Genomic DNA, 22,754 nt, shown 5'->3' on the forward strand with positions numbered 1-22,754 from the left:
GTTGAAGTTAGTGATTGTGAATCACTTCTTTACCACTTGGGTAAGCTTTTGTCCCCAGTACGTGGCCATCAATTTCTACTTCTTGATCGACGATCAGTGCCCGCTTCATAGATCTTGATATTTCACGCGCGAGTGACGTTGTCACACTTGGTGGGGCAACGTCACCGCTGCTTTCAGGTACAGGTCTTTAACCATCAGTTTCTGGTGAATGGTTGAGTCTAACTTGATGAAAGGCAAGCTCGATAAACCCTCCTTATTGAAGCAAGATCACACGATTTATGGAGTGCGTACGGATTAGTCTTTGCAGACTTCTTATCGTTATGTATTCCTGAGATACTGAACCGAGTTTAAGGCGAAGCGTATAGAGACTGCGTCTCTTGTCACCATCAGGGCTAATAGCCCCAGAAATTAACTACTCAATATAGGCTGCTTGTGGCCGATATAGAGTAGAACGGAACCGAATTAGGTTAAACATTTTATGAGTACAATGGGAATCGCAATTGGTGCGACCGCTCTTTCGTTAATACTTGTTGCTGTGTGGCTGATTTCTTTATCACTAAGAAAGCAGCGCTTGGAACAAGAACGTAAAGCGCGAGCTGTCGCTTACCGAAAGGCGATTGAAAAAGCACGTATCCAAGAGCAAAAAGAGCGCCACTTTAAAGCAGAAACAGGGCATGTCCCGTCGATTCTATATTTAGCGAAAGAGGCTGAACGTAACAATATCAAGGAAGCGTTATATTGGTACGATAAAGCGGCGCATTTGGATAACGTCAACGGCATGTACGGCATTGTTCGCTTAAGTATGAAGCGCAAAGAAGATCTGATCTTGAGAGAACAAGCCAACTTTTGGCAGCTTGCGATCTCTGCCTTAGATAACGATATGTCGGCGAAATTTGAGATGGGTAAAGCGCTGGTCCATGGACGCGGGACCGTGAAGAACATCCCCAAAGGCTACACCTATATTGAGGAATCTGCTGCTGGTGGTAATACCGAAGCGATGCTATTCATGGGTGACTGGTGCCTAGACAAAGAAAACCCAGACTACTCTGCAGAAAGCTCTGTTGATTGGTATCGCAAAGCGGCGGAGAAAAACAACCTAGACGGTAAGATCAAACTGGGTATGAGTTACTTAAATGGTGTTGGCGTAGAGCCTAACCATGGTGAGGCTGTGTACTGGTTTGAGACAGCAGCAGAAAAGAACAGCGCAGAGGCGATGTTTAGAGCCGGTGAGGCATGGATAGACCATGGTGAACACGGTAATGCGATTGCTTATATCTGGCTATTCCTATCTGCTCATTTTGGCTACTCAGAAGCTAAGCAGCAGCGAGATAAAGTAGGCGGTGAGCTAGGTGTCGATGCGGTTGTGGGCTTACAAGCACTGACTAAACCGATCATGACCAAACTTACTCAGCAAGCAATCACTAAGCACTCTATTATCAAGGCGCTCAACAAGCTTTACAAACGCAATATACCGATTCCAAAGAAAGTGAAAGAAGCGTCTGATGAAGAGGCTGAGCCATTAAGTGTAGAGACCAGCCATCTAGAAATACCGGTATCGACTGCACAGGAAGCGAATGTCGATTACAGCCAGCAACCTAGTACCGAACAGACATCCTCAGAGACACAAGCCAATCACGGTATTGACCCTCTAGATTTTAGTCAGTCTAACTGGAACAGAAACTAGTCGATGGTGGTCATCGGCTTATTTAATGAGCCAGCTACCAATCAGCGATGAGTTGATTTAAGTTCTAACTCTTATCTAGAAAATCTAGCCAACAAAAAAGGGAAGCATCTGCTTCCCTTTTTCTTTATATAGTTTTTGGCTTGAGAGCCAAAAAAGGCTTATTAAGCTTTGTTCTGCTCAGCTTTACATACTGCAGCTGTGAACACTACGTCTGTCGAGCTGTTAAGCGCTGTTTCAGCAGAATCTTGAATCACACCGATGATGAAACCTACCGCTACTACCTGCATCGCAACATCGTTTGAGATACCGAATAGACCACATGCAAGAGGGATAAGTAGCAATGAGCCACCCGCAACACCAGATGCACCACATGCCGATACCGCAGCAACTAGGCTTAGTAGGATTGCAGTGAATATATCAATCTCAATACCCATCGTGTGTACAGCAGCCAGCGTTAACACAGTGATAGTGATTGCAGCGCCAGCCATGTTGATGGTTGCACCTAGTGGAATAGATACAGAGTAAGTGTCTTCGTCTAGGTTTAGTTTCTTACAAAGGTTCATGTTTACTGGGATGTTCGCAGCACTTGAACGAGTGAAGAATGCAGTTACGCCTGATTCACGAATACATTGGAATACTAGAGGGTATGGGTTCTGCTTTGTTTTAACGAAAACAAGCAGTGGGTTAACCACTAGAGCAATGATGAGCATTGAACCTAGTAGTACCGCTAGAAGTTGACCATAGCTTGCTAGCGCCTCAAAACCAGTGGTTGCGAAAGTCGCTGAAACTAGACCGAAGATACCAAATGGTGCTAGGCGAATGATGAAGCGAACAATGTGTGAAACACTGTGGCTTAGATCTTCGAAAACCGCTTTGGTTGTTGCAGATGCGTGGTGCAGAGCCAGACCAAGACCGATAGCCCAAGCAAGAATACCGATGTAGTTTGCGTTCATTAGCGCGCTAACTGGGTTGTCTACAAGCTTGAATAGAAGCGTGTGAAGAACTTCACCAATACCTTGAGGAGGAGTAGCACCTTCCGCGCCAGCAACCAGTGTCAAAGTGGTTGGAAACATGAAGCTTAATACTACGGCTGTAAGTGCAGCTGAGAAGGTACCAATCAGGTAAAGCACGATGATTGGACGCATATGAGTATGCTGACCTTTCTTTTGGTTTGCGATAGAAGCTGCAACAAGAATGAATACTAAAATTGGGGCAACAGCTTTCAGAGCGCCAACAAACAGACTACCTAAAAGGCCTGCGTCTTGAGCTGCTGAAGGAGAAACCATGGCGAGAACGACACCGAAAACAATACCAGCAAGGATCTGTAGGACAAGATTCCCACGAGCGATGCGGGCGAGCATGTTGTGATTTTGCATAAAATACCTGCAATTGTTAATTTATTATAGTGATGTATCTTTTATAAAGTTGTACCGATTCCAACTATACACTAGTGGAATGGGCGGTCATATTAGCGGGATCGTAGCGGGTGTCTAGGAATAGTTTACTTTTAGTGTGATTGTTTGCACTACGTGGTGTTTTTAGAGCTAAATGTTAAATAAATGTATTTTGATTTAGCTAAAAATCTACAAATTCATATTTGGTAGAGCTAATGTACTGTAAATTAGAAGATGTAAATGGCGATTAGTAAGAACATTGTGTGCGTAAATAGTCGCTTTCTTATCTAATTGAAACAAAAAGCCCCACGCGATTGGCACGTGGGGCTCGGTGTTTCAGCTCAGTGTTGAGCGATTAACTCAGATTACCTTTATATCTAGCTGCTTAAGCTGAGCCTTTCTTAATATTGCGGCTTTCTGACTGTACGTTTCGGTACATTTTGGAAAGCTGCTTATTGTTAGCGCGTTGCTCTGCAAGAGAAGCGCCGTTTCTTGCTTGCTCTCTCAGTAGCTTTTGATAGTTAGTAAATCGTCTTTCAGACAGTTCACCACTCTCAATGGCAGCCCTTATCTTGCATCCCGGCTCTGATTCATGATGACAATCAGAGAAGCGGCAGTGCATTGCTAACTCTTCGACGTCTGAAAAAGTTTCACTCACGCCTTCAGCGCAGTCTGCAAGTTGGAGCTCTCGCATTCCTGGAGTGTCGAGAAGCAAGCCACCTGATGCGAGCAAGTGGAGTGATCGTGATGTGGTTGTATGACGACCTTTACTGTCGTCTTCACGAATACCACCAGTTGCCTGCGATGCTTCACCTAGCAATGAGTTAACCAAAGTCGACTTACCCACACCAGAAGAGCCCATTAGCGCGACGGTCTTGCCGATTTTACACCAAGGTGAAAGTACTTGGGTTGAGCCTTGATCTAGGCTGTTGACCGCTTCGATCATGAGCATCGGGTCTAAGCTTTGTACCTGTTGTACTTTGTCTTCGTAGTCGTCACACAAGTCTTTCTTCGTCAGGACGATAACCGCTTCAACTTGTGCTTCATTTGCGAGTGCCAGGTAGCGTTCAATGCGACTCAGATTAAAGTCGTTGTTCAATGAAACCACGATAAACACTGTGTCGATATTGGCTGAAATATATTGTTCAGCCACACGACTGCCCGCAGCTTTTCGGCTAAAGAGCGATTGGCGTTCTAGTAAGCGATCGAATTGCAGTTCAGAGTTCAATATTACCCAATCGCCAACCGTCATTGCAGGTTGGTTGTGATGAATAGGTAGAGTGATTTCGCCCTGTTCAGAAGCCAATGTGTAGCCACTGCGATGGTGCGCGGTGATACGGGCGATCACTGAATGGTCGTAAACTTCAAGTGTCAGTTGTTGTTGGAATACAGGTTGCCATCCAAGTTGTTGAAGTGACATTGGATGAGAAAATGCAGCTTGTGAATTCATGTCTATTTACCCAGACGTGCGAGCTTTCTTTTCTTATGAGAGCATTAACTTCTTGTGAGATCTCTTATTGTTGGTGAGATCAGAAGCGTTAAAAGCCCAAAAGCGTCGGGACGTCAAAAATGCTTTAGAGTTTGGGTCGAATTCAATAGATAGGACCCCGGATTGATTCATGCATAATGAGCATGCTTTGACCATGTGCGATCAAATGTAAACCGGGTAAAAGTGTGCGGTAGCCAGCTGGTGGCTTAATGTTGGTAGTTCGGAATTAAAGTTGGTTTAACCAAACAAAATTAACGCGTTACTTTTACTGCCAGTTTTAGTGTTTTCATTACAATCATCTTCTCTTCTCCTTGGTTATTAATATGGTTAGGCTTTGCATAAAAAGCGAGTGCAGTTTAACAAAAAGCCACGATGGCGAGAAGTCATCGTGGCTTATTTTGTCTAATTTTTCACTGATGTGCTTTGGCTCTTGATAAGCCTCATGAGCATCAGTTTCTAGAATTAGTGATGATCGTGATTCATCTTTTTCATGCCACTCATCACTTTCTTAACTGGTGCTTCGAAAGTTTGTGTTTCGCCATTTGCGAAAGTCAGTGTCATTTCGATCTGCTCGCCTTCTTTTAGACCATTTTTTAGGTCGAACAACATAATGTGCAGGCTGCCAGGCTTAAGTACGGCTTCACCATTTGCTGGGATTGTGATCTGTTGAACCTGACGCATTTTCATTACATCGCCTTCAACGATCACATCATGAAGCTCTACCTTACCTGCTGCTGGTGTTGTCGCTGAAACGATAGCGCGGTCTTTGTCACTATGGTTCATCAGGGTCGTAAATACTGCGCTGTTCACAGCCGTTGGCGGTGTCGCACGAGCGTACGCGTCATGTACCATGATGTCGCTTTTTGCCTGAGCAAGAGGGGTGAGCAATAAGCCTGCTAGAGCAAGTGCTTTTAACTTCATGTTGTTGTCCTTATTGTTTTATGTTTTGGTCTGGGACCTGACTTTACGTTTTGAACTCGATTAGTTGAGTTCTTTATTTTTATACACGCTGCTTCTAGAGTGACTTAGCACACTAGCGTGTCAATGTGTTGATGGCTTCAACAATTGGCGCAGGCGTCAACGTGTGCGGTACTTTAGTAATCAAGGTACCGTTGGGCTTTAAAAAGTAGAAATATGAGCTGTGGTCGAGTGTGTATTCCAGCTCGGAACCTTCAAGCTGTGTCTTTCTGAAAATAACACCGTATTTATGTGCCAGATTCGTGGTGACATCCAATGGGCCACTCATCCCTTCAATCATTGGGTTGAAGTACTGCGCGTATTCGTATGACGCTTCCGCGGCATCGCGCTCTGGATCAAGAGAAACAAACATAGGGCGAATCTTGGCTTTCGATTCATCAGAGATCTGGTTGAGCGCACCCGCTAGCATTGCTAATGATGTTGGGCAAACGTCAGGGCAGCGTGTGAAGCCAAAGTAAACGATACGAATTCTGTCATCGGTTTCGTCAAAGAGTTTTATTGGTTGGTTGTCTTTTCCAAAAAGCGTTGTTTCGGAGAATTGTTGTTTTTCAACGTGTTGCTCTTGAGCCTCTGTTTGACCATCGAGATAGCTTTTTACTCCAAAGCCAAGTACAAACGCTACAACCAGCGCTAGCGACCAATTCTTACTCATCTTGTCATCCTTATTGCAGGTTTTACGGTTTCAACACCATCGGTGAGCTCACCAAGCCAAGTCATGTGATCCATGGTACACACGGGTAAAATGACATCACCTTCATAGATGTTGTTACCAGTATTTTTTAATTGGAAACGTGCTGAGCCCATTTCCATCTCTAAACCGGTCAGCGATAGCATCAAGGTTTCAGAGGCCGCGCCTTCCCACACCACTTTGATTTTTGTTGGGACTAGAGGTTGAGCTGTTTCATGCTCAAGGGTCATAGCAACGCTGTCTTGCTCACACGATGTTGTTGAAAGCATGCAGTAGTCATCTAAGTTGACGTCAGGAGAGTGGCTCCCTACTACCGATTTAAATTGCTCGACTGCCTGTGGTCCATAAAAGCCAGCGACCAGCGCAATACCGAGCGCAGCAACCTTTAATGCTGGGTGCATGTCGTGTTCTCATTTGATTTTATAAGAACGGCGATGGTATCACACCACTCAATACGTGCTTGTATCAAAAAGCAATTTTGTGCGTATGGTAGATATAAAAAAGCGAAGCCAGTAGCTTCGCTTTGATTCAATTTACTGACACGTCGCTATTTAAGGAAAGCACCCTACATGCGAAATGCCGCTCGATTGTTAGAGGTTAGTCAGCATTGCGCTCGGCAAACTTTTCTAAGCCAAGAACTAATGCGATAGCGACCAACATCATGATCACAGCCAAGGTCAGTTGAGAAGGCTGAGAGGTGACGGCTTCGAAGTTAAATGGAGACAAGTTCTCTTGAATGAGAGGCACTTGCTCACCTTTAGAGTTGATGCGCCAACTGATGGTCTCTTTCCAAGGCCAGATCTTAGGCAGCGTACCGATCATCAAACCAGTTAAGAACACAAGCGTGAAGTCGCGGAATGAACGCAATAGCCAAGACAGTACATGTGAGAAAGTCAGCAGTCCAATCACACAGCCCGCAAGGAATAGCGCAAGTACATCGACTTGAAATGATTTAACGGCGCCAAGCACTGGGCCATACATGCCAATCAGGAGCAGAATAAAGCTGCCTGAAATACCGGGTAAAATCATCGCGCAGATAGCAATTGCACCCGCAATTAAGACGTTGATGCTGGTTGGCTCCATTTGCAGTGGCTTAAGCACAGTAATGCTATAAGCGAAGGCAACGCCAAGCAGTAGAAAAACGAATCGAATCATATCGCGCTTTTCTACTTGCTTAAGAATGTGGAAAACCGACACCAAGATTAAACCAAAGAAGAAAGACCACAGTGGAACTGGGTGGGTGACCAATAACCAAGAAATCAGTTTTGCGAATGTCGCAATGCTGGTGAACACGCCTGCGAATAATGAAATTAGGAAAAAGCCATTGATGTGGTTAAACGCGGCTTTGAAGCCTTCGCGCTTCCATAAACCAAGTACGCTAGGGTTAATTCTGCGAATGCTTTCTAAAAGCGTATCGTAAATACCTGTGATGAATGCGATGGTTCCGCCTGAAACGCCTGGGACAACGTCAGCCGCGCCCATGGCCATGCCTTTGAAAAAAGTACTTAAGTAGTTCATTGCTTCATAGAGTTGAGGGTGATTTCGTGCAGTATACAAACTTTGCTGTCAAAAAAGTATGAATATGCTACTGAGAAGGTGCTTTTCTTACTCTCTTAATTGTAAGGCAATACGTTGATGTGAATATCTGCCTAACATTTAAAATACAGTCAATTAGTAATTTATCATTAATGCTAGGGATGAAACTGGTCTCTTATCAATATTGCATCTTGATTGCATTATGCAAATGCACTTTGCAATTCGCATGTAAAATTAGCCGCTTTTATGCGATGCAGGGCTTATAAAATGCCTAATTAAAGTTGGCACGCTAACTGCATAGTACTAATCGACCCTTCTTAAGCCGAGGGTCACCTAGCCAACTGACGTTGTTAGTGAACCTATGATTTGTTCACAAATATATAGAGCCAATCGCGATTATTGCGGTTGGCTATTTTTTTGCCTGTCATTTGGTGTTCTCCTTTTTCTACTCCCGCCTCTATACTTTCAGGCTCTGAATTTCAGGTGAAAAAAAAGCCAGCCACCGTCGGTGACCAGCTTGTGTTTTCTCGAATTTCGAATCAGTTTAGTAACCCATTAACTGCAACAAATTCTCTGCTGTGCTTATCGCTTCTTTACGGTTAGCAATGTTGAGCTTCTGATAAAGATTTCGAATGTGAGTTTTGATCGTGGTGCCTGCTACATCCAGTTCTTGAGCGATTTGCTCGTTACTGAAGCCAGAGTAGATCAAGCCCAGTACCTGCCATTCACGTTGAGTGAGTGGGCTGGTACGTACAAGTTCAGGAATGTTTGGGTGATTAACCAAGTTTTCAACAAAGTCTTCATCAAAGTGAACTGAGCGGCTGCGCTGAGTGGTCGAGATATCCTTCATGATTTGTTGTGCTCGGTGACGTTCTAAATCACCTAGGCCTGGCTTGTTGCTCAACTTATCTAAGATATGTCCGATAGTGCCACCATCGACCAAGAAGTTACCGACCATGCCTGTTTGGTTGGTCATGTGTAGGGCTTCTTCAAGTAATACACGTGCGCTGTCTTCATCGTTGATTTGCGTGCGTAAAACAGCCTCGACGATCAAGTTTCTATTCGTATCGGTAATCAAGTGTGAGCGCTGTGCTTCGCTCTTTAAGAATGCTAATGCCTCTTCAGCCTCTTCATATTGCTCAAGAATAATGTGAGCACGCACGATGTTTCGCCACTGAAGCTGACAGAAGTGGTTGCTAGCAGACTCCGGTCTTACAGCAACGCTTAGCCAGTCACGGATTGCATCTTTATCGCCTTTCACTTGCCAGAACAAGATCAGAGACAGTGAAGCATTCGCCGTCCAGTCAACGTGGTAGGTTGATTGGCGTAACAAGTGTTGGATCTGGTCAATAAACTTCGACGCTTTGTCGATCTCACCACGGCTCAATGAAATACGAGCTAGCATTGAGTAACTATGAAGGTGTTTACTTGGAGAGTGGTGACCGAGGATATCTAAGCCTTTGTAGCAACACTCTTCCGCTTCATCTAAACGGTTCCAACACCAGAAGATCTGAGCTCGTACGCGTAGCAAGAATTCATGTAGAGGTACGTATTGAAGTTGATGTTCTTCAATCAACTTGAACGCGCTGTCTTGCAATTCAAATGCCGCTTGAACGTAGCCTTGAGCAATCAAGATTTCACTTTGTTGAAGAATTGCCCACAGTGCTTGATGGTAAACCTGATACTGGCGAGCCAACTTCTCAGTTTGCTGCATCATTGGTAGAGCGCGGCTCAGGTTACCCATGACATGATTGACTTCGCCAACAACTGAGGTTGCCACAATGCGGCTGCGATAAACCGTGGTATTAAGCTGGCTTAGAGAAAGCTCTGCGAGTTCGAGTGCTTTCTCTGGTTCGTTGCTGTTAATGGCTACCTGTGCACGTAAGGCGTTGTACTGGCCTTGTTGTTGAGTATCTAGCTCGATGTTTCGTGCTTGATACTGAGTTTCTGCCTCTTCTAACAAGGTACCCACTTGATCATAACGGTGCTGACTCTGCGCTAGCCATGCCCGTAGCATCGATAGTTTTGGCTCGCTGTAGAGCTGATCGGTCGTGAGCTGCTTAATTGCCATCTCTAGTGATGACAACTCACCTTGGTTAAACATCTGCCAGCCGTGTTCGCTGAGGATTTGAACAATCAAATCAGGATCATCGGCGCGTTGTGCGTGACGCAGTGCTTGATGCGGTGTCTTCTGTTTGATCCAGGCTTTTGCTGCACTGCGGTGCAGTTCAGCTTCTTGTTGCGGAATGCGAGCTTGGCGCTCATGGGCAAGGAACTCACCAAACAGATTATGGAAGCGGTACCAGTTCTTCTCTCCCTCAAGAGGGTAGATGAATAGGCCAAATCGGTTGAGAGATTCGATCATTCCGAGCGCATCTTCGCGTTGAGTAAGTGCGCACACCAATTCATCATTAAAGTGGTCAAGTACAGAGCATTGCATCAAGAACTGGCGGGTTTCTTTGTCTAACAAGTCGAAGACTTCTTCAACCAGGTAGTCCCACAAATGAGCATGGTTGAAGTGAGAGAACGACTCAGCAGACTGTGCCAGCGTGCGCTTTTGGTGCTGTGCTTGAAGGGCGATAAGTTGCAACGCAGAAGGCCAACCTTCTACATAACTACAAATACTATCGGCGGTTGTGTCATCAATGCCATCGGCAACGCGTTGATTAAAGAAACGTGTCGTCTCTTCGGTATCAAATGCCAAAGAGTCATTGCCTAATTCGATCATTAAGTCGCGAACACGCAGGTTGGCCGTTCCAAGTGGAGGTGTGCCGCGGCTGGTCACAACAAGCGTTAGGTTGTCGGGCATGTGCTTAAGGAAAAAGCGCATGGCTTCGTGGATGTCGTCATTGTTCACTAAGTGATAGTCGTCCAATACGAGGAAACATTCCTGATGGAACTCAGACATCTCGGCGAAGACTTCGCTTAATAGAGAATGCAGCGATGAAAATTGTCTTTTTTCTGCCAGTTTTTGCGCATTAGGACAGGCGTTTTGCGTCGCTTTATTGAGTGATTGAAGTAGGTAGTTGATAAAGCGGAATGCATCGTTGTCACTATCATCGATGCTATACCAACCTACGTTGGGTTTATCTACCAACCACTGGGCAGCCATGGTGGTCTTGCCGTATCCAGCTGGGGAGCGGAACAGTACGAGTTTATAGCAATCTGCATTCTGAAGCAGATCGAGAACCCTAGGACGCAGAATTGCATTGTGTAAGCGGCCGGGACGAGTCAGTTTCGAAGGGATCCACATGTCGAAGTTTTACACCTATTCCGTGGCTATGGTCTGGAATCTATTAAGCACGCATTGAGTGCTGTCCAATGACACTAGCCTAATTACTTAAGTCTTTACTCATATTACGTGAAGCAAAACGACACCGACTATGATCCTCCGCAGAAACCTTGCACTCCTGCATGTTTTTGAGTCTCTACGCCCTTTATTTGTGACTTTTCTCACAAAATGTGGTGGTTCGATAATGTGACTTTGTTTCTGTTTGCACTGTATTTAATGCAAAAGATGATACCCGGAAATTATTTTCGTGATCTGAAACTCAGATTTGACAATGACTGTAATTAGGTCAAATAAAAATCACATCAATCGAAGTTAAGTTATCGAACGGGAGCTTGTGATCTTAGTCACTCCAAGTTTTTGTTCGAAGTCAGAACATGAGAGTCAGATCACTAACCCTATGTCGGTACGCCCCCTACGCCCTCCCATCTACTCCTAGTTTGGCGCGTTAGCGGGAGGATGTTTAGTTTCTAGTGACCATGCACGATATGTCACAGATGAATTAGAACTATTAAAAGCGAGATTTCTGAAATGAAACCAACTCAGCAAAAAACTTTCGATAAAGTGTCGTTCCAAGAAAGCGTTAAGAAACATCTATCTGCAACCTACGCAACTACTATAGAAAACGCAGATAGCCGCGCATGGTACCTAGCAATGGGTCGCGCGCTAGCCGAACTTACAACATTTGACCTGTTAGAAACTGAAAATGACGAGAAAATCAAAAATGCGAAGAGCGTAAACTACCTTTCGCTAGAGTTCTTGATTGGTCGTCTAACGGGTAACAACCTAATTAGCATGGGTCTGTATGAGCAGATCACGCATGCGATGGAAGAGTTAGGCCAGAACTTAACGGACCTTCTAGAAGAAGAACGTGACCCATCACTAGGTAATGGTGGTCTTGGTCGTCTAGCAGCATGTTTCATGGACTCTTGTGCAGCACAAGAATTCCCAACAGTAGGTTACGGCCTACACTATGAGTACGGTCTATTTAAGCAGTCTTTCGAAGACGGTCGTCAAAAAGAAGCACCGGACGCATGGCGTGGCGTTGAAGGCTACCCTTGGGAAATCGCTCGTCCAGAACTTGCGCAACACATTGGTTTTTACGGTCATGTTGAAGTTGAATACATTGACGGTAAAGAAGTGCGTACTTGGGTTCCAGGTATGGAAGTAAAAGCAATGCCATGGGATCTACCAATCGTTGGTTACGAGTCAAGCACGGTTTACCCACTGCGTCTTTGGGAATGCCAGGCAATTGCACCATTCTCACTAGCAAGCTTCAACAACGGTGATTACTTCGAAGCGCAACACGCACTGATCGATGCTGGTAACATCACTAAGGTTCTATACCCGAATGATAACCACGAGAAGGGTAAAACGCTTCGTCTAATGCAGCAGTACTTCCACTCTGCAGCGTCTGTACGTGACATCCTACGTCGTCACGAAGCAGCAGGCTTCTCTCTAGCGGATCTTCCTAAGCAAGAGACTATCCAGTTAAACGATACGCACCCAACAATCGCGATCCCAGAGCTAATGCGCATTCTTATCGATGAGCGCGGCCTATCTTGGGATGAAGCGTGGGAAATCAGTGCACACACATTTGCATACACGAACCACACTCTACTTCCAGAAGCTCTAGAGACTTGGTCTGAGTCGCTAATCCAGCGTCTACTTCCACGTCACATGGAAATCATTTTTGAAATCAACCACCGCTTCCTGCAAGAAGTTCGTAAGATGTGGCCTGGTGACGGTGAGAAGCAAGCGAAGCTTTCTATCATCCAAGAAGGTTTCCACCGCATGGTTCGCATGGCAAACCTATGTGTAATTGGCTCTTACAAGGTAAACGGTGTAGCAGCGCTTCACTCTCAGCTAGTTAAGAAAGATTTATTCCCTGAGTTCAACGAAATCTTCCCAGGTAAACTGACTAACGTAACAAACGGTATTACACCACGTCGTTGGTTGAAGTTCTGTAACCCAGGTCTGTCTGCGTTAATCACAGATAAGATCGGTTCAGAGTGGCCTGCGAAACTTGAGCAGTTAGAAGGCATTGCTAAGTACGCGACAGACGCGAAATTCCAAAAAGAATTCATGGCGGTTAAGAAAGAAAACAAACAGCGTCTTGCTGATTGGGTTCAAGAGAACATGGGTATCGAATTAGATACTAACGCTATCTTTGACGTGCAAATCAAGCGTCTGCACGAGTACAAGCGTCAGCACCTAGACTTGCTTCACATTCTATCTCTGTACCACCGCATCCTTAACGAACCTGGTTTTGAGTGTGAGCCACGCGTATGTTTCTTCGCAGCAAAAGCAGCACCGGGTTACCACCTAGCGAAAGAGATCATGTTCGCAGTGAATAAGGTTGCCGAGAAGATCAACAACGATCCTCGCATCGGTAATAAGCTTAAGGTGGTATTCATCCCTGACTACCGTGTAAGCATGGCGGAAATCATCATCCCAGCGGCTGACGTTTCTCAGCAAATCTCGCTAGCGGGTAAAGAAGCATCAGGTACGGGTAACATGAAGATGGCTCTAAACGGCGCTCTAACTATCGGTACGATGGATGGTGCGAACGTTGAGATCCGTGAAGAAGTGGGTGATGAGAACATCTACATCTTCGGTCTAGACGTTGATGGTGTACAAGCACTGAAAGCTCAGGGTTACAACCCATACGATTACTACAATGCAGACCCACTACTGAAGGCGTCACTTGATCTACTAACTGGTGAAGAGTTCACACCAGGTCAACCAGGCCTTCTACGTGCAACGTTTGACAGCCTGCTAGATGGTGGTGACCCATATCTATGTCTTGCTGACTTTGCTTCTTACGTGAAAGCGCATGAAGACATGGGCACGCAATACAAAGACCAAGCGGGTTGGGCTAAGAAAGCGATTCTTAACACCGCATTGGTTGGCAAGTTCACATCAGACCGCTCTATCCGCGACTACGTGAACAATATCTGGAAACTAGAAGCGGTTAACCGTTAATACTTCCAACGCAGCCAAGGCAGCCTCTGCCTTGGCTCAATTAGCTTGTGAGCAAACAGATGGCTTAGCTCCGATAGAAATGCTCACAAACTGATTGTCACAAGCTAATTGATTAGTAACAGATTAAATAACAACCCTACAAAATTGAAAGCGTTAGAACGTTTTCGGAGAGAGCGATGAAAGAACAGACCGTATTAAAACAAGTCGCAGAAATGGCAAACCTTGCCGACAGTTACGTTAGTGCGTGGGGCGATGAAGCACAGGTATCAGATGAGACAATTACATCTCTACTGGCTTCATTGGGCTACGATACAAGCAGCGATGATGCACTGCTTAAGTCAGCAGAAAGAAAACACAAAAAAGATGTACTAGACCCAGTTCTTGTCTTGCGTGATGGTGAGCCAGTAGAAGTGGCGTTGAATCTAGGTGTAAGCGCTCGTGAAAGTGAGTTCAGCTGGCGTTTAGAGACCGAGCAAGGAGAGGTACTTGAAGGCTATCTTCAATCTCAAGTCGTTCGTGATGAGCGTGCAGAGGGTGGCCCTTTAGTGTTTGCATTGCCAAGTGATCTGGCATGGGGTTACCACAAGTTAATTGTGAGCCGTAAGCGCCGTAAAAAGCCTTACGAAATGACGCTAATTATTACACCTAAAGCGTGCTTTAAGCAGTCGCCAATTGAAGAAGGCAAAAAGCTTTGGGGCCCAAGTGTCCAGCTTTACACACTGCGCACTCAGCATAACTGGGGTATCGGTGACTTCGGTGATCTGAAACAGCTGGTTGCTGACATCTCATCACGTGGTGGTGATTTTGTGGGTCTTAACCCAATTCACTCTCTATTCCCAGCGAACCCAGAAGGTGCGAGCCCATACAGCCCGTCTTCACGTCGTTGGTTGAACATCCTATACATTGATGTGAGCTCAGTTCCTGAATTTGCATTAAGCGCTGAAGCGCAACAAACAGTAGGCAGCGCAGAGTTCCAACAGCGCCTTCAGAAAGCACGTGATGCACATTGGGTGAACTACACCGAAGTGTCTGAGCTGAAGATGAGCATCTTGCCTCTGCTATTTACAGAGTTTAAAACTCGTCACTTAGACAAAAACAGCGATCGCGCACAAGCATTCTTAGCGTTTGTTGAAGAGGGCGGTGATAGCCTGATGCACCAAGCGGCCTTTGACGCTCTGCACGGTGAATTGCATGCTGAAGATTCTGGTATGTGGGGATGGCCGGTATTCCCTGAGAAATACCGTACATTCGACAGCCCAGCTACTCAAAAGTACATCAAAGACAACCTAGATAAAGTACATCTTTACATGTACCTACAATGGCTAGCTGACTGCCAAATCAACGATGCTCAGTCATTGGCAGAAGAAAAAGGCATGGCGGTTGGCTTGTATCGAGATCTAGCGGTAGGCGTTGCGGATTCAGGCAGTGAAACTTGGGCTGATGAAGGTAATCTTGTGATGGATGCAAGCATCGGTGCTCCGCCAGATATTCTTGGTCCATTGGGTCAAAACTGGGGTCTTCCACCGCTAAACCCAGAAGTACTTCAGGCGACGGGTTATGATGCTTACATCAAGTTGCTTCGAGCAAACATGAAGCACTGTGGTGCGTTGCGTATTGACCACGTATTAGGCCTGCTTCGTCTATGGTGGATTCCAAAAGGTGAAGACGCAACGAAAGGCGCTTACATCTACTACCCAGTTCAAGACATGCTGTCAATTCTTGCTCTTGAATCTCATCGTTACCAATGTAGCGTTATCGGTGAAGATTTAGGTACTGTGCCGGATGAGATTGTCGATATCTTGGCTGATGCGGGTGTTCACTCGTACAAGGTGTTCTTCTTCGAAACATCAGAAGAAGATGGTGGTTTCATCTCACCTGCTCATTATGCTGAACAGTCGATGGCGGCACTATGTACTCACGATATGCCAACACTACGTGGCTTCTGGCACTGCGATGACCTGAAAATGGGTCAAGAGATTGGTCTGTACCCAGATCAGGAGCAGCTGAACGGCTTGTTTGATGACCGTCTTGAATGTAAGCAAGGTATCTTAGACTCTGTGGCATGGCATGGTTTCTTACCTGAAGGTGTAGGCCGTGACGCGAGCCAAGTACCAATGGACTCATACCTTGCGGAAGCACTTCAACTGCACGTTGCTGCCGGTGGCTCAACACTACTTAGTGTTCAATTGGAAGACTGGTTGGAAATGGACCAGCCAGTAAACATTCCTGGTACTGTAGATGAGTACCCAAACTGGCGTCGTAAACTATCGATGAACCTAGACGAAATCTTTGCTCATGACGGCGTGAATCGAATTGCTTCTAAGCTAACAGAAGTTCGAGAAAAAGCAGGTAAATGATGAGTTTGAGTGGCTTTGAAAATAGGTGGTTTTTTGCTTACGGCGTACGAAACTACAACCTTGGTCACTCAATAATGAATGCTCATCTGGTAGAATAAATCGTCGTTATATTGCCCGCACTAATAGCGGGCATTTTTGTATTATATTTTTTGGATGTTTGGTTAGGGAGAAACGTTTTGGAACTAAGTTCGATTTCAAAGCAAAAACAAATATATACCCAACTATCACAGGCTTGTTTCACTGACCCGTTTGCGTTTTTAGGGCCGTACTTACCTTCAGCTCAAGGTGCATTACGCGTATGGATCCCTGGGGCAGATAAAGTCGAGTTGATTGTTGGAAAGGAACCTCGTATTGAGTTAGAGCGAGAGGATGAAAGTGGCTTCATTCTTAAGCAACAAAGAGATTTGCGTTTTACTCACTATAAGCTTGCAGTTGATTGGGCGGGAGTAGAGCAGATCATCGATGATCCTTACCAGTATCATGATCTGTACGCGAGCTATGAAGACCTTCACACACCTAAAGATATGTACCATCACATGGGGGCTCAGTTTGTTACGCTAGAGCGTGATGGTCAGACAATTTCTGGTACTCGCTTCTTGGTTTATGCACCGCATGCAACAGCGGCTAGCTTAGTAGGTAACTTCAACTCGTGGGACGGTCGTCGCCACCCTATGCAACGTTTGGACTACGGTATTTGGGGCTTATTCATTCCAGACTTGGAAGAGGGCGCTCAATATAAGTTCGAATTAAAAGGACCAAATGGTGAAGGCTTACCTCACAAGGCTGACCCATGGGGTTTCTACTCTGAGCAGTACCCTTCGTTCTCTTCTGTGACTTACGATCACGCTCGTTATGAGTGGCAAGATGCCAAATGGCAAAATCGCCCAGTGACAGAGAAGCGTAAAGAAGCACTGTCGTTCTATGAATTACATGCTGGTTCTTGGAAGCGTAATGCTGAAGGTGATTTTCTAAACTACCGCGAGTTAGCAGCAGAGCTGATCCCGTACCTCACTGAGCTTGGTTACACTCACGTCGAGCTAATGCCAGTTTCAGAGCACCCGTTCTATGGTTCATGGGGTTACCAGCCTGTTGGTCTTTTCGCGCCAACCAGCCGCTTTGGTTCACCGGATGACTTCAAATACTTCGTAGACCAATGTCACCAAGCCGGTCTTGGCGTGGTACTTGACTGGGTTCCAGCACACTTCCCGAGCGATGACCACGGTTTAGCTAACTTCGATGGTACACCGTTGTTCCATGACCCAGATCCACGCCGTGGTTGGCATCAGGATTGGAACTCGTACATCTATGACTTAGGTCGCGAACACGTACGTCGTTTCTTAGTGGCAAACGCGCTGTACTGGTTCGAGCAATTCCATATTGATGGTATTCGTGTGGATGCCGTAGCTTCAATGCTGTACCTCGATTACTCGCGTAGCCACGATCAATGGATTCCGAATGTTGATGGCGGCAATGAGAACTACGACGCCATCGCGACATTGAAATGGATGAACGAAGAAGTCTACAAACATTTCCCGAATGCGATGACCATTGCGGAAGAATCGACGGCTTTCCCTGGTGTTTCTACACCGACCTTTATGGGGGGTTTAGGCTTCGGCTTTAAGTGGAACATGGGTTGGATGCACGATAGCTTATCTTACATCCAAGAAGATCCAATTAACCGAAAATACCACCACGATACGATTACTTTCCCACTGGTTTACGCACACAGTGAGAACTATGTATTGTCACTGTCTCATGATGAGGTGGTTTATGGTAAAGGCTCTATCCATAACAAGATGCCGGGTGATGAGTGGCAGCAAACGGCTAACCTACGCGCATACATGGGTTACATGTACGCACAGCCGGGTAAGAAGCTTAACTTTATGGGGGCTGAGTTTGGCCAGACAGCAGAGTGGAACCATGATGACCAACTGCAGTGGTTCTTACTCGACTACGAACGTCACCAAGGTGTCCAAAAGCTAACCAAAGATCTGAACCATCTTTACCGTAATGAAGCTGCGATGCATGATTTGGACTTCGACCCACGAGGTTTTGAATGGCGTCTACAGGATTCAGCGGAAGCGAGCATTCTAGCTCACGAGCGTATCAGTGAATCTGGTGAGCGTGTGCTGGTGGTATCGAACTTTACGCCAGTTCCTCACGAGCACTTCCGTTTAGGCGTGCCGGCACAAGGTCAGTATAAGTTGCTATTGAATACCGACTCTGTAGATTACGCAGGTAGTGGTTTTGAAGTGAAGCAGGTTGCTGAAATTGAACAAGTGGAAAGCGAAGGCTTAGCGACATCGATTGAGCTGCGTTTGCCGCCATTATCAACGGTTTTCTACAAGCTGAACTAGTTAACGAAGATACGTCACTTATTAGACAGAACAAAAAGGGAACCTTAGAGGTTCCCTTTATTATTTCAGCAAATTGATCTGAGCTACTTGAAGTTGGTGAGATAGAGCATGGAGCGTCCTAGCATGGTCTCAAGAAGCCGAATCGAATCGGTGCCACAACTCTCCAGCATTTTCTCGCAAAACTGACCTTTCGAGGTCGTATCAAAGGCCTCGGGGTGACTAACTTGTGATGCGTGGAAGAACATTAATTTAATCACATACTGGCAACGCTCTGTATCGAGGGCGTTCTCCCATGACTGTATAAACGCCTCTTCTGATGAAAAATCGAGACACTCCATGAAGATCGAGAGCATGGGTTGGTGCAATACGGAGCGGATAGCACGAGTCGTTGGATAATAGCCCTGAAGCGTCGTTAAACTGATACCAATTTCTTGAGCAATCCTTGCATAAGTTAGTGCTTCATGACCTTCAGCAAGAAAAAGGTTGAGTACAATTTCATCGTAGTGCTTTTGGTTTTCTAGTTTCTGTATTTTAGTAATTCGAGACATTTTAAAATTATAGTCGTCTATTTCATATTGAGAAAGTTTAGGTATGTAAGGTACCGAGAACAAATAAATAACAATGAATTTATACGTTATAGCGCTAAATTAGTTTTAATTACAAGGCATTATAATTATCTATAACATGGGTGTGCCTATGGAGTGGTATTCTGCAGTTGTTTTGTTTTAGGCACAAAAAAGGAGCTTTAAAGCTCCTTTTTCAATGGGTGACGTATTTGCTCAGTGTTGTTTGAAGTTCGTTAGATAAAACATTGAACGTCCTACCACAGTTTCAAGGAGTCGAACTGAATCGTTACCAAAGCTCTCAAACATTTTCTCTCGAAACTCACCATCTGAGCTGATATTAAATTCTTCTGGGCTTTTAACCTGAGAGGCATGAAAGAACATCAACTTGATCACGTATCGGAATTGTTCATTATCTAAAGCGTTTTGCCATGATTGAACAAAGGCTTCCTCAGACGAGAAGTCTAAACTCTCAATAACAATCGAAAGCATGTGTTGATGTAATACGGAGCGGATAGCACGAGTCGATGGGTAGTAACCCTGAAGCGTTGTTAAACTAATGCCAATTTCCTGAGCAATCCTTGCATAAGTTAGTGCTTCATGTCCTTCAGCTAGAAAAAGGCTTAGTACGATCTCATCGTAGTGCTTTTGGTTTTCTAGTTTCTGTACTTGGGTAATTCGAGCCATTACAAATCTCTATTTCGCGCAACATTCTGTAAAAAGAATATTAAGAGCTTCTAAATTAGAATTCAAACCAAAGATGTGAGGAAACGGTCAGTTTATCGTCAAAATCCGATGGTTATGGTTTGTTCGGTTAAGTTTTGTTCAAAAGTGGATAGGTAAAACAAAAACACCGCCCTATTGAGCGGTGTATCATTTTAACTGGTTGTTTAGCTTGATACTAAAATGGATACCAAAACAACGTTGGTTCAAGAATGCGTTTCGCGATAGCCAACATCACGATTAAACCAATGATAAATAGACAAATAAAATCTATACGTTTTAATGGTTCGTAGCTATACCAAGTGCGAGACTTGTGTCTGCCAAAGCCACGCAGCGTCATAGCATTCGATATTTCATCTGCTCTATCTAGGCTTGAGAAAATCAATGGCCCTAACACTTTAGCAACATTTTTAATGCGTGTAAGAAGTGGCGCTTTCTTAGATAGTTCAACACCACGAGCTTGTTGGGCATGCATGATGTTGACGAAATCCTTCTTAACTTCTGGCAAATAACGTAGCGTTAAGCTCACTGCGTAGGCAATCTTGTAAGGAACACCAATGCGGTTGAGGCTAGCCGCAAACTCAGTCGGGTGCGTTGTGAATACAAAGATCAGCGCTATCGGAAACATGCTCATGTACTTAAGTGTTACGGTCACCAAGTAAAACAATGTCTCTTGGCTCAACGAGTAGTTACCAGGCAAAGCAAGTAATAGTGTTTCGCTACCGATAAGCTCAGTACCTTGTTGAGGCGCAAGTAGATACATGAATAAAGCATTCAGGCTCAGTACGCTAGCCGTACCAAGTAACAGAGGCTTATAAACCCTAACCGGCACTCTGGTTAGCTTGAGTAGATAAAGCCCCGTTAGGATGAGTAACGTGATTAACCGTAGGTCGAATGTCGTTAATACAACAGTCACCCAAGCTAAGAAAAGAGCAAATTTAGTGATGCCGTTTAACGCATGCAGCGGTGATTTGGTATCAATGTAGTTGATGCCGAATTTTACTTTTGATGCATTCATAGCGAGCTTCTCTCGTAGTCGATGAAGTACTGCATAAATGCATTGGTGTCGTCGATTTTCATCATGGTCGCGAGTTCATAAATGCTGGTGGTACAAAGATTTGCGCGTTCTAACAGCGATGGCTGACTGAATACTTCCGTCATCGCGGCATTGGCAATCAGCTTACTGTCAGCAATGACAATTGAGCGTGTGGTGTACTCTAGAACAAGGTGCATGTCGTGTGAAATGATCACGACGGTGATACCTAACTCGCGGTTAAGCTTTTGGATAAACGCCAGCATTGAGGTGTAGTTACGGTAATCTTGACCCGCTGTTGGTTCATCCAAGATCAGAAGCTCAGGTTCCAATACTAAGATAGAAGCAATCGTGACGCGTTTTTTCTGGCCGTAGCTCAGTGCTTCGATTGGCCAGTGACGGAATTTACTCAAGCCACATAGCTCAAGAACGTTCTCCACCTTCTCTTTGATTTCCTGCTCTGCTACCCCACGATTACGCAGACCGAATGCAACTTCATCAAAAATCATATGATGAGAGATCATATGATTTGGGTTCTGCATCACAACACCGACTTTCTGACTTCTTTCGAAGATAGAAAGCTCTGACAGGTCTTCACCGTTAAGGTATGAAGATCCTGAATCTGCGTCAATCACACCCATGATAATCTTAGTGATGGTTGATTTGCCGGAGCCATTTTTGCCTAAGATTGAAACGAACTCACCCTTACCAATCTTAAAGCTAACATCTTCGAGAGCGTTCTTTTCACCATCGTAAGAGTAAGTCAGGCCGTGGACCTCAAGCAAAGGTTGGTACTGTTTCTCGGCAACTGGAGTCGGGCGCTCTGCAAACCAAGTCTGAACTGCAGGACGGAACCTTTTGTAATCGAGAGCTTTGAGGTTTGATAGTTTATCTTCACTGGTCAAAGGTGCTTTCGCTGCCTTAAGAGCAGATAAATAAAGTGGTTCACGAATACCGTGTGTTTCAAGCAGTTCAGAAGCTAAGATTTCATCGGGTGTCATGTCCGCAACAACTTCACCGCGCTCCATCAAAATCACTCGGTCGATATCGCGGTGCAGAACATCCTCAAGACGATGCTCGATGATTACGATAGTCTTGTTGGTTTCTTTATGAAGCTGGTCGATGATTTCGATAGTCGCTTTACCCGTTTTCGGGTCAAGGCTAGCCAAAGGTTCATCAAACAACAGGATGTCAACGTCATCAACTAAGATGCCTGCTAATGACACGCGTTGTTTCTGACCGCCTGATAAATCATGTGGCGAACGATCAAGCATATCTGCTAAGTCGACCATTTTTGCTGTCGACTTAACCAGAGGGTACATATCAATGTTCGACACTAACTGGTTTTCCAGAGCGAATGCGATGTCTTCGCCAATACTCAAGCCGACAAATTGGCTATCAGTATCTTGTAATACTGTGCCAACCTGCTCGGTATAGTCGTGCATAGAAAAATCAGAAATGTTCTTGCCGTTGATCTCTAGAGACCCGGTCACCTCACCTTTGATAGCATGAGGAATTAGACCGTTAAGGCATTGACCTAGGGTAGATTTACCACTGCCGCTTGGTCCAATAATGACGATTTTCTCTCCTTTCTCTATCCTTAGATTGATATTTTTTAGCGTCGGTTTATCCAGCGACTCATATCTAAAAGAGAAGTTCGAAAATGCTATAGTCATTA

15 protein-coding genes are annotated in these 22,754 nt (G+C 45.1%); 4 read left to right on the top strand and 11 right to left on the bottom strand.

All coding sequences use genetic code 11. The annotated features are described in order from the left end of the window. Positions 1–487: 487 nt before the first annotated feature. On the top strand, positions 488–1,684 hold the full coding sequence (locus tag F0232_RS00390) for a tetratricopeptide repeat protein (protein ID WP_061032125.1): 1,197 nt from the start codon (positions 488–490) through the stop codon (positions 1,682–1,684). Between the two features lie 161 nt (positions 1,685–1,845). Here F0232_RS00390 and sstT read toward each other — a convergent pair whose 3' ends face one another. The 7 genes from sstT to malT all read right to left on the bottom strand — a co-directional run bounded on the left by sstT (position 1,846) and on the right by malT (position 11,022). Beyond that, a complete protein-coding gene (sstT, locus tag F0232_RS00395) occupies positions 1,846–3,060 on the bottom strand; it encodes a serine/threonine transporter SstT (protein ID WP_004740432.1) in 1,215 nt (404 codons plus the stop codon). A gap of 403 nt (positions 3,061–3,463) precedes the next feature. After that, positions 3,464–4,528, bottom strand: a complete 1,065-nt coding sequence (gene rsgA / locus F0232_RS00400) for a ribosome small subunit-dependent GTPase A (protein WP_105058474.1) — start codon at positions 4,526–4,528, stop codon at positions 3,464–3,466. Between the two features lie 501 nt (positions 4,529–5,029). Then, positions 5,030–5,488, bottom strand: a complete 459-nt coding sequence (locus F0232_RS00405) for a copper chaperone PCu(A)C (protein WP_004740439.1) — start codon at positions 5,486–5,488, stop codon at positions 5,030–5,032. Between the two features lie 112 nt (positions 5,489–5,600). Next, the gene (locus F0232_RS00410) at positions 5,601–6,197 is read right to left on the bottom strand and encodes an SCO family protein (RefSeq protein WP_105058473.1); all 597 of its coding nucleotides are present in this window, start codon (positions 6,195–6,197) and stop codon (positions 5,601–5,603) included. Further along, positions 6,194–6,634: a hypothetical protein gene (locus tag F0232_RS00415; RefSeq protein ID WP_105058472.1), complete on the bottom strand. Its 441-nt coding sequence runs from the start codon at positions 6,632–6,634 to the stop codon at positions 6,194–6,196. The genes F0232_RS00410 and F0232_RS00415 overlap by 4 nt, the downstream gene beginning before the upstream one ends. A 196-nt stretch (positions 6,635–6,830) precedes the next feature. Further along, positions 6,831–7,751 carry a DUF368 domain-containing protein gene (locus F0232_RS00420; protein ID WP_008215853.1) on the bottom strand — a complete coding sequence of 307 codons (921 nt, stop codon included), beginning with the start codon at positions 7,749–7,751 and terminating at the stop codon, positions 6,831–6,833. A 562-nt stretch (positions 7,752–8,313) separates the two neighbouring features. Beyond that, a complete protein-coding gene (gene malT, locus F0232_RS00425) occupies positions 8,314–11,022 on the bottom strand; it encodes an HTH-type transcriptional regulator MalT (RefSeq protein WP_061032128.1) in 2,709 nt (902 codons plus the stop codon). A gap of 567 nt (positions 11,023–11,589) precedes the next feature. Between malT and F0232_RS00430 the strand changes: the two genes are divergently transcribed. From F0232_RS00430 to glgB, 3 genes are all read left to right on the top strand, one after another. Continuing rightward, positions 11,590–14,043, top strand: coding sequence for a glycogen/starch/alpha-glucan phosphorylase (locus F0232_RS00430; RefSeq protein WP_105058471.1), 2,454 nt, complete (start codon positions 11,590–11,592; stop codon positions 14,041–14,043). A gap of 176 nt (positions 14,044–14,219) precedes the next feature. Further along, positions 14,220–16,400, top strand: coding sequence for a 4-alpha-glucanotransferase (gene malQ, locus F0232_RS00435; RefSeq protein ID WP_061032130.1), 2,181 nt, complete (start codon positions 14,220–14,222; stop codon positions 16,398–16,400). A gap of 176 nt (positions 16,401–16,576) precedes the next feature. Next, positions 16,577–18,757 carry a 1,4-alpha-glucan branching protein GlgB gene (gene glgB, locus F0232_RS00440; protein WP_105058470.1) on the top strand — a complete coding sequence of 727 codons (2,181 nt, stop codon included), beginning with the start codon at positions 16,577–16,579 and terminating at the stop codon, positions 18,755–18,757. 83 nt (positions 18,758–18,840) lie between these two features. On the opposite strand, the gene F0232_RS00445 is transcribed toward glgB, so the two are convergent. The 4 genes from F0232_RS00445 to F0232_RS00460 form a co-directional block, all read right to left on the bottom strand. Continuing rightward, a complete protein-coding gene (locus tag F0232_RS00445; RefSeq protein ID WP_171750653.1) occupies positions 18,841–19,305 on the bottom strand; it encodes a TetR/AcrR family transcriptional regulator in 465 nt (154 codons plus the stop codon). A 231-nt stretch (positions 19,306–19,536) separates the two neighbouring features. Further along, positions 19,537–20,007, bottom strand: a complete 471-nt coding sequence (locus F0232_RS00450; protein ID WP_061032133.1) for a hypothetical protein — start codon at positions 20,005–20,007, stop codon at positions 19,537–19,539. A gap of 214 nt (positions 20,008–20,221) precedes the next feature. Beyond that, the gene (locus F0232_RS00455; RefSeq protein WP_105058468.1) at positions 20,222–21,061 is read right to left on the bottom strand and encodes an energy-coupling factor transporter transmembrane protein EcfT; all 840 of its coding nucleotides are present in this window, start codon (positions 21,059–21,061) and stop codon (positions 20,222–20,224) included. Further along, positions 21,058–22,752 carry an ABC transporter ATP-binding protein gene (locus tag F0232_RS00460; protein WP_105058467.1) on the bottom strand — a complete coding sequence of 565 codons (1,695 nt, stop codon included), beginning with the start codon at positions 22,750–22,752 and terminating at the stop codon, positions 21,058–21,060. The genes F0232_RS00455 and F0232_RS00460 overlap by 4 nt, the downstream gene beginning before the upstream one ends. Positions 22,753–22,754: the final 2 nt, after the last annotated feature.

The sequence above is a fragment of the Vibrio sp. T3Y01 genome, from assembly GCF_013114525.1.
Taxonomy (GTDB): domain Bacteria; phylum Pseudomonadota; class Gammaproteobacteria; order Enterobacterales; family Vibrionaceae; genus Vibrio; species Vibrio chagasii_B.

Excerpts from the sequence above, each read along its gene's own strand:
- F0232_RS00390 (WP_061032125.1), top strand. The coding sequence starts at position 488 with ATGGGAATCGCAATTGGTGCGACCGCTCTTTCGTTAATACTTGTTGCT.
- sstT (WP_004740432.1), bottom strand. The coding sequence starts at position 3,060 with ATGCAAAATCACAACATGCTCGCCCGCATCGCTCGTGGGAATCTTGTC.
- rsgA (WP_105058474.1), bottom strand. The coding sequence starts at position 4,528 with ATGAATTCACAAGCTGCATTTTCTCATCCAATGTCACTTCAACAACTT.
- F0232_RS00405 (WP_004740439.1), bottom strand. The coding sequence starts at position 5,488 with ATGAAGTTAAAAGCACTTGCTCTAGCAGGCTTATTGCTCACCCCTCTT.
- F0232_RS00410 (WP_105058473.1), bottom strand. The coding sequence starts at position 6,197 with ATGAGTAAGAATTGGTCGCTAGCGCTGGTTGTAGCGTTTGTACTTGGC.
- F0232_RS00415 (WP_105058472.1), bottom strand. The coding sequence starts at position 6,634 with ATGCACCCAGCATTAAAGGTTGCTGCGCTCGGTATTGCGCTGGTCGCT.
- F0232_RS00420 (WP_008215853.1), bottom strand. The coding sequence starts at position 7,751 with ATGAACTACTTAAGTACTTTTTTCAAAGGCATGGCCATGGGCGCGGCT.
- malT (WP_061032128.1), bottom strand. The coding sequence starts at position 11,022 with ATGTGGATCCCTTCGAAACTGACTCGTCCCGGCCGCTTACACAATGCA.
- F0232_RS00430 (WP_105058471.1), top strand. The coding sequence starts at position 11,590 with ATGAAACCAACTCAGCAAAAAACTTTCGATAAAGTGTCGTTCCAAGAA.
- malQ (WP_061032130.1), top strand. The coding sequence starts at position 14,220 with ATGAAAGAACAGACCGTATTAAAACAAGTCGCAGAAATGGCAAACCTT.
- F0232_RS00445 (WP_171750653.1), bottom strand. The coding sequence starts at position 19,305 with ATGTCTCGAATTACTAAAATACAGAAACTAGAAAACCAAAAGCACTAC.
- F0232_RS00450 (WP_061032133.1), bottom strand. The coding sequence starts at position 20,007 with ATGGCTCGAATTACCCAAGTACAGAAACTAGAAAACCAAAAGCACTAC.
- F0232_RS00455 (WP_105058468.1), bottom strand. The coding sequence starts at position 21,061 with ATGAATGCATCAAAAGTAAAATTCGGCATCAACTACATTGATACCAAA.
- F0232_RS00460 (WP_105058467.1), bottom strand. The coding sequence starts at position 22,752 with ATGACTATAGCATTTTCGAACTTCTCTTTTAGATATGAGTCGCTGGAT.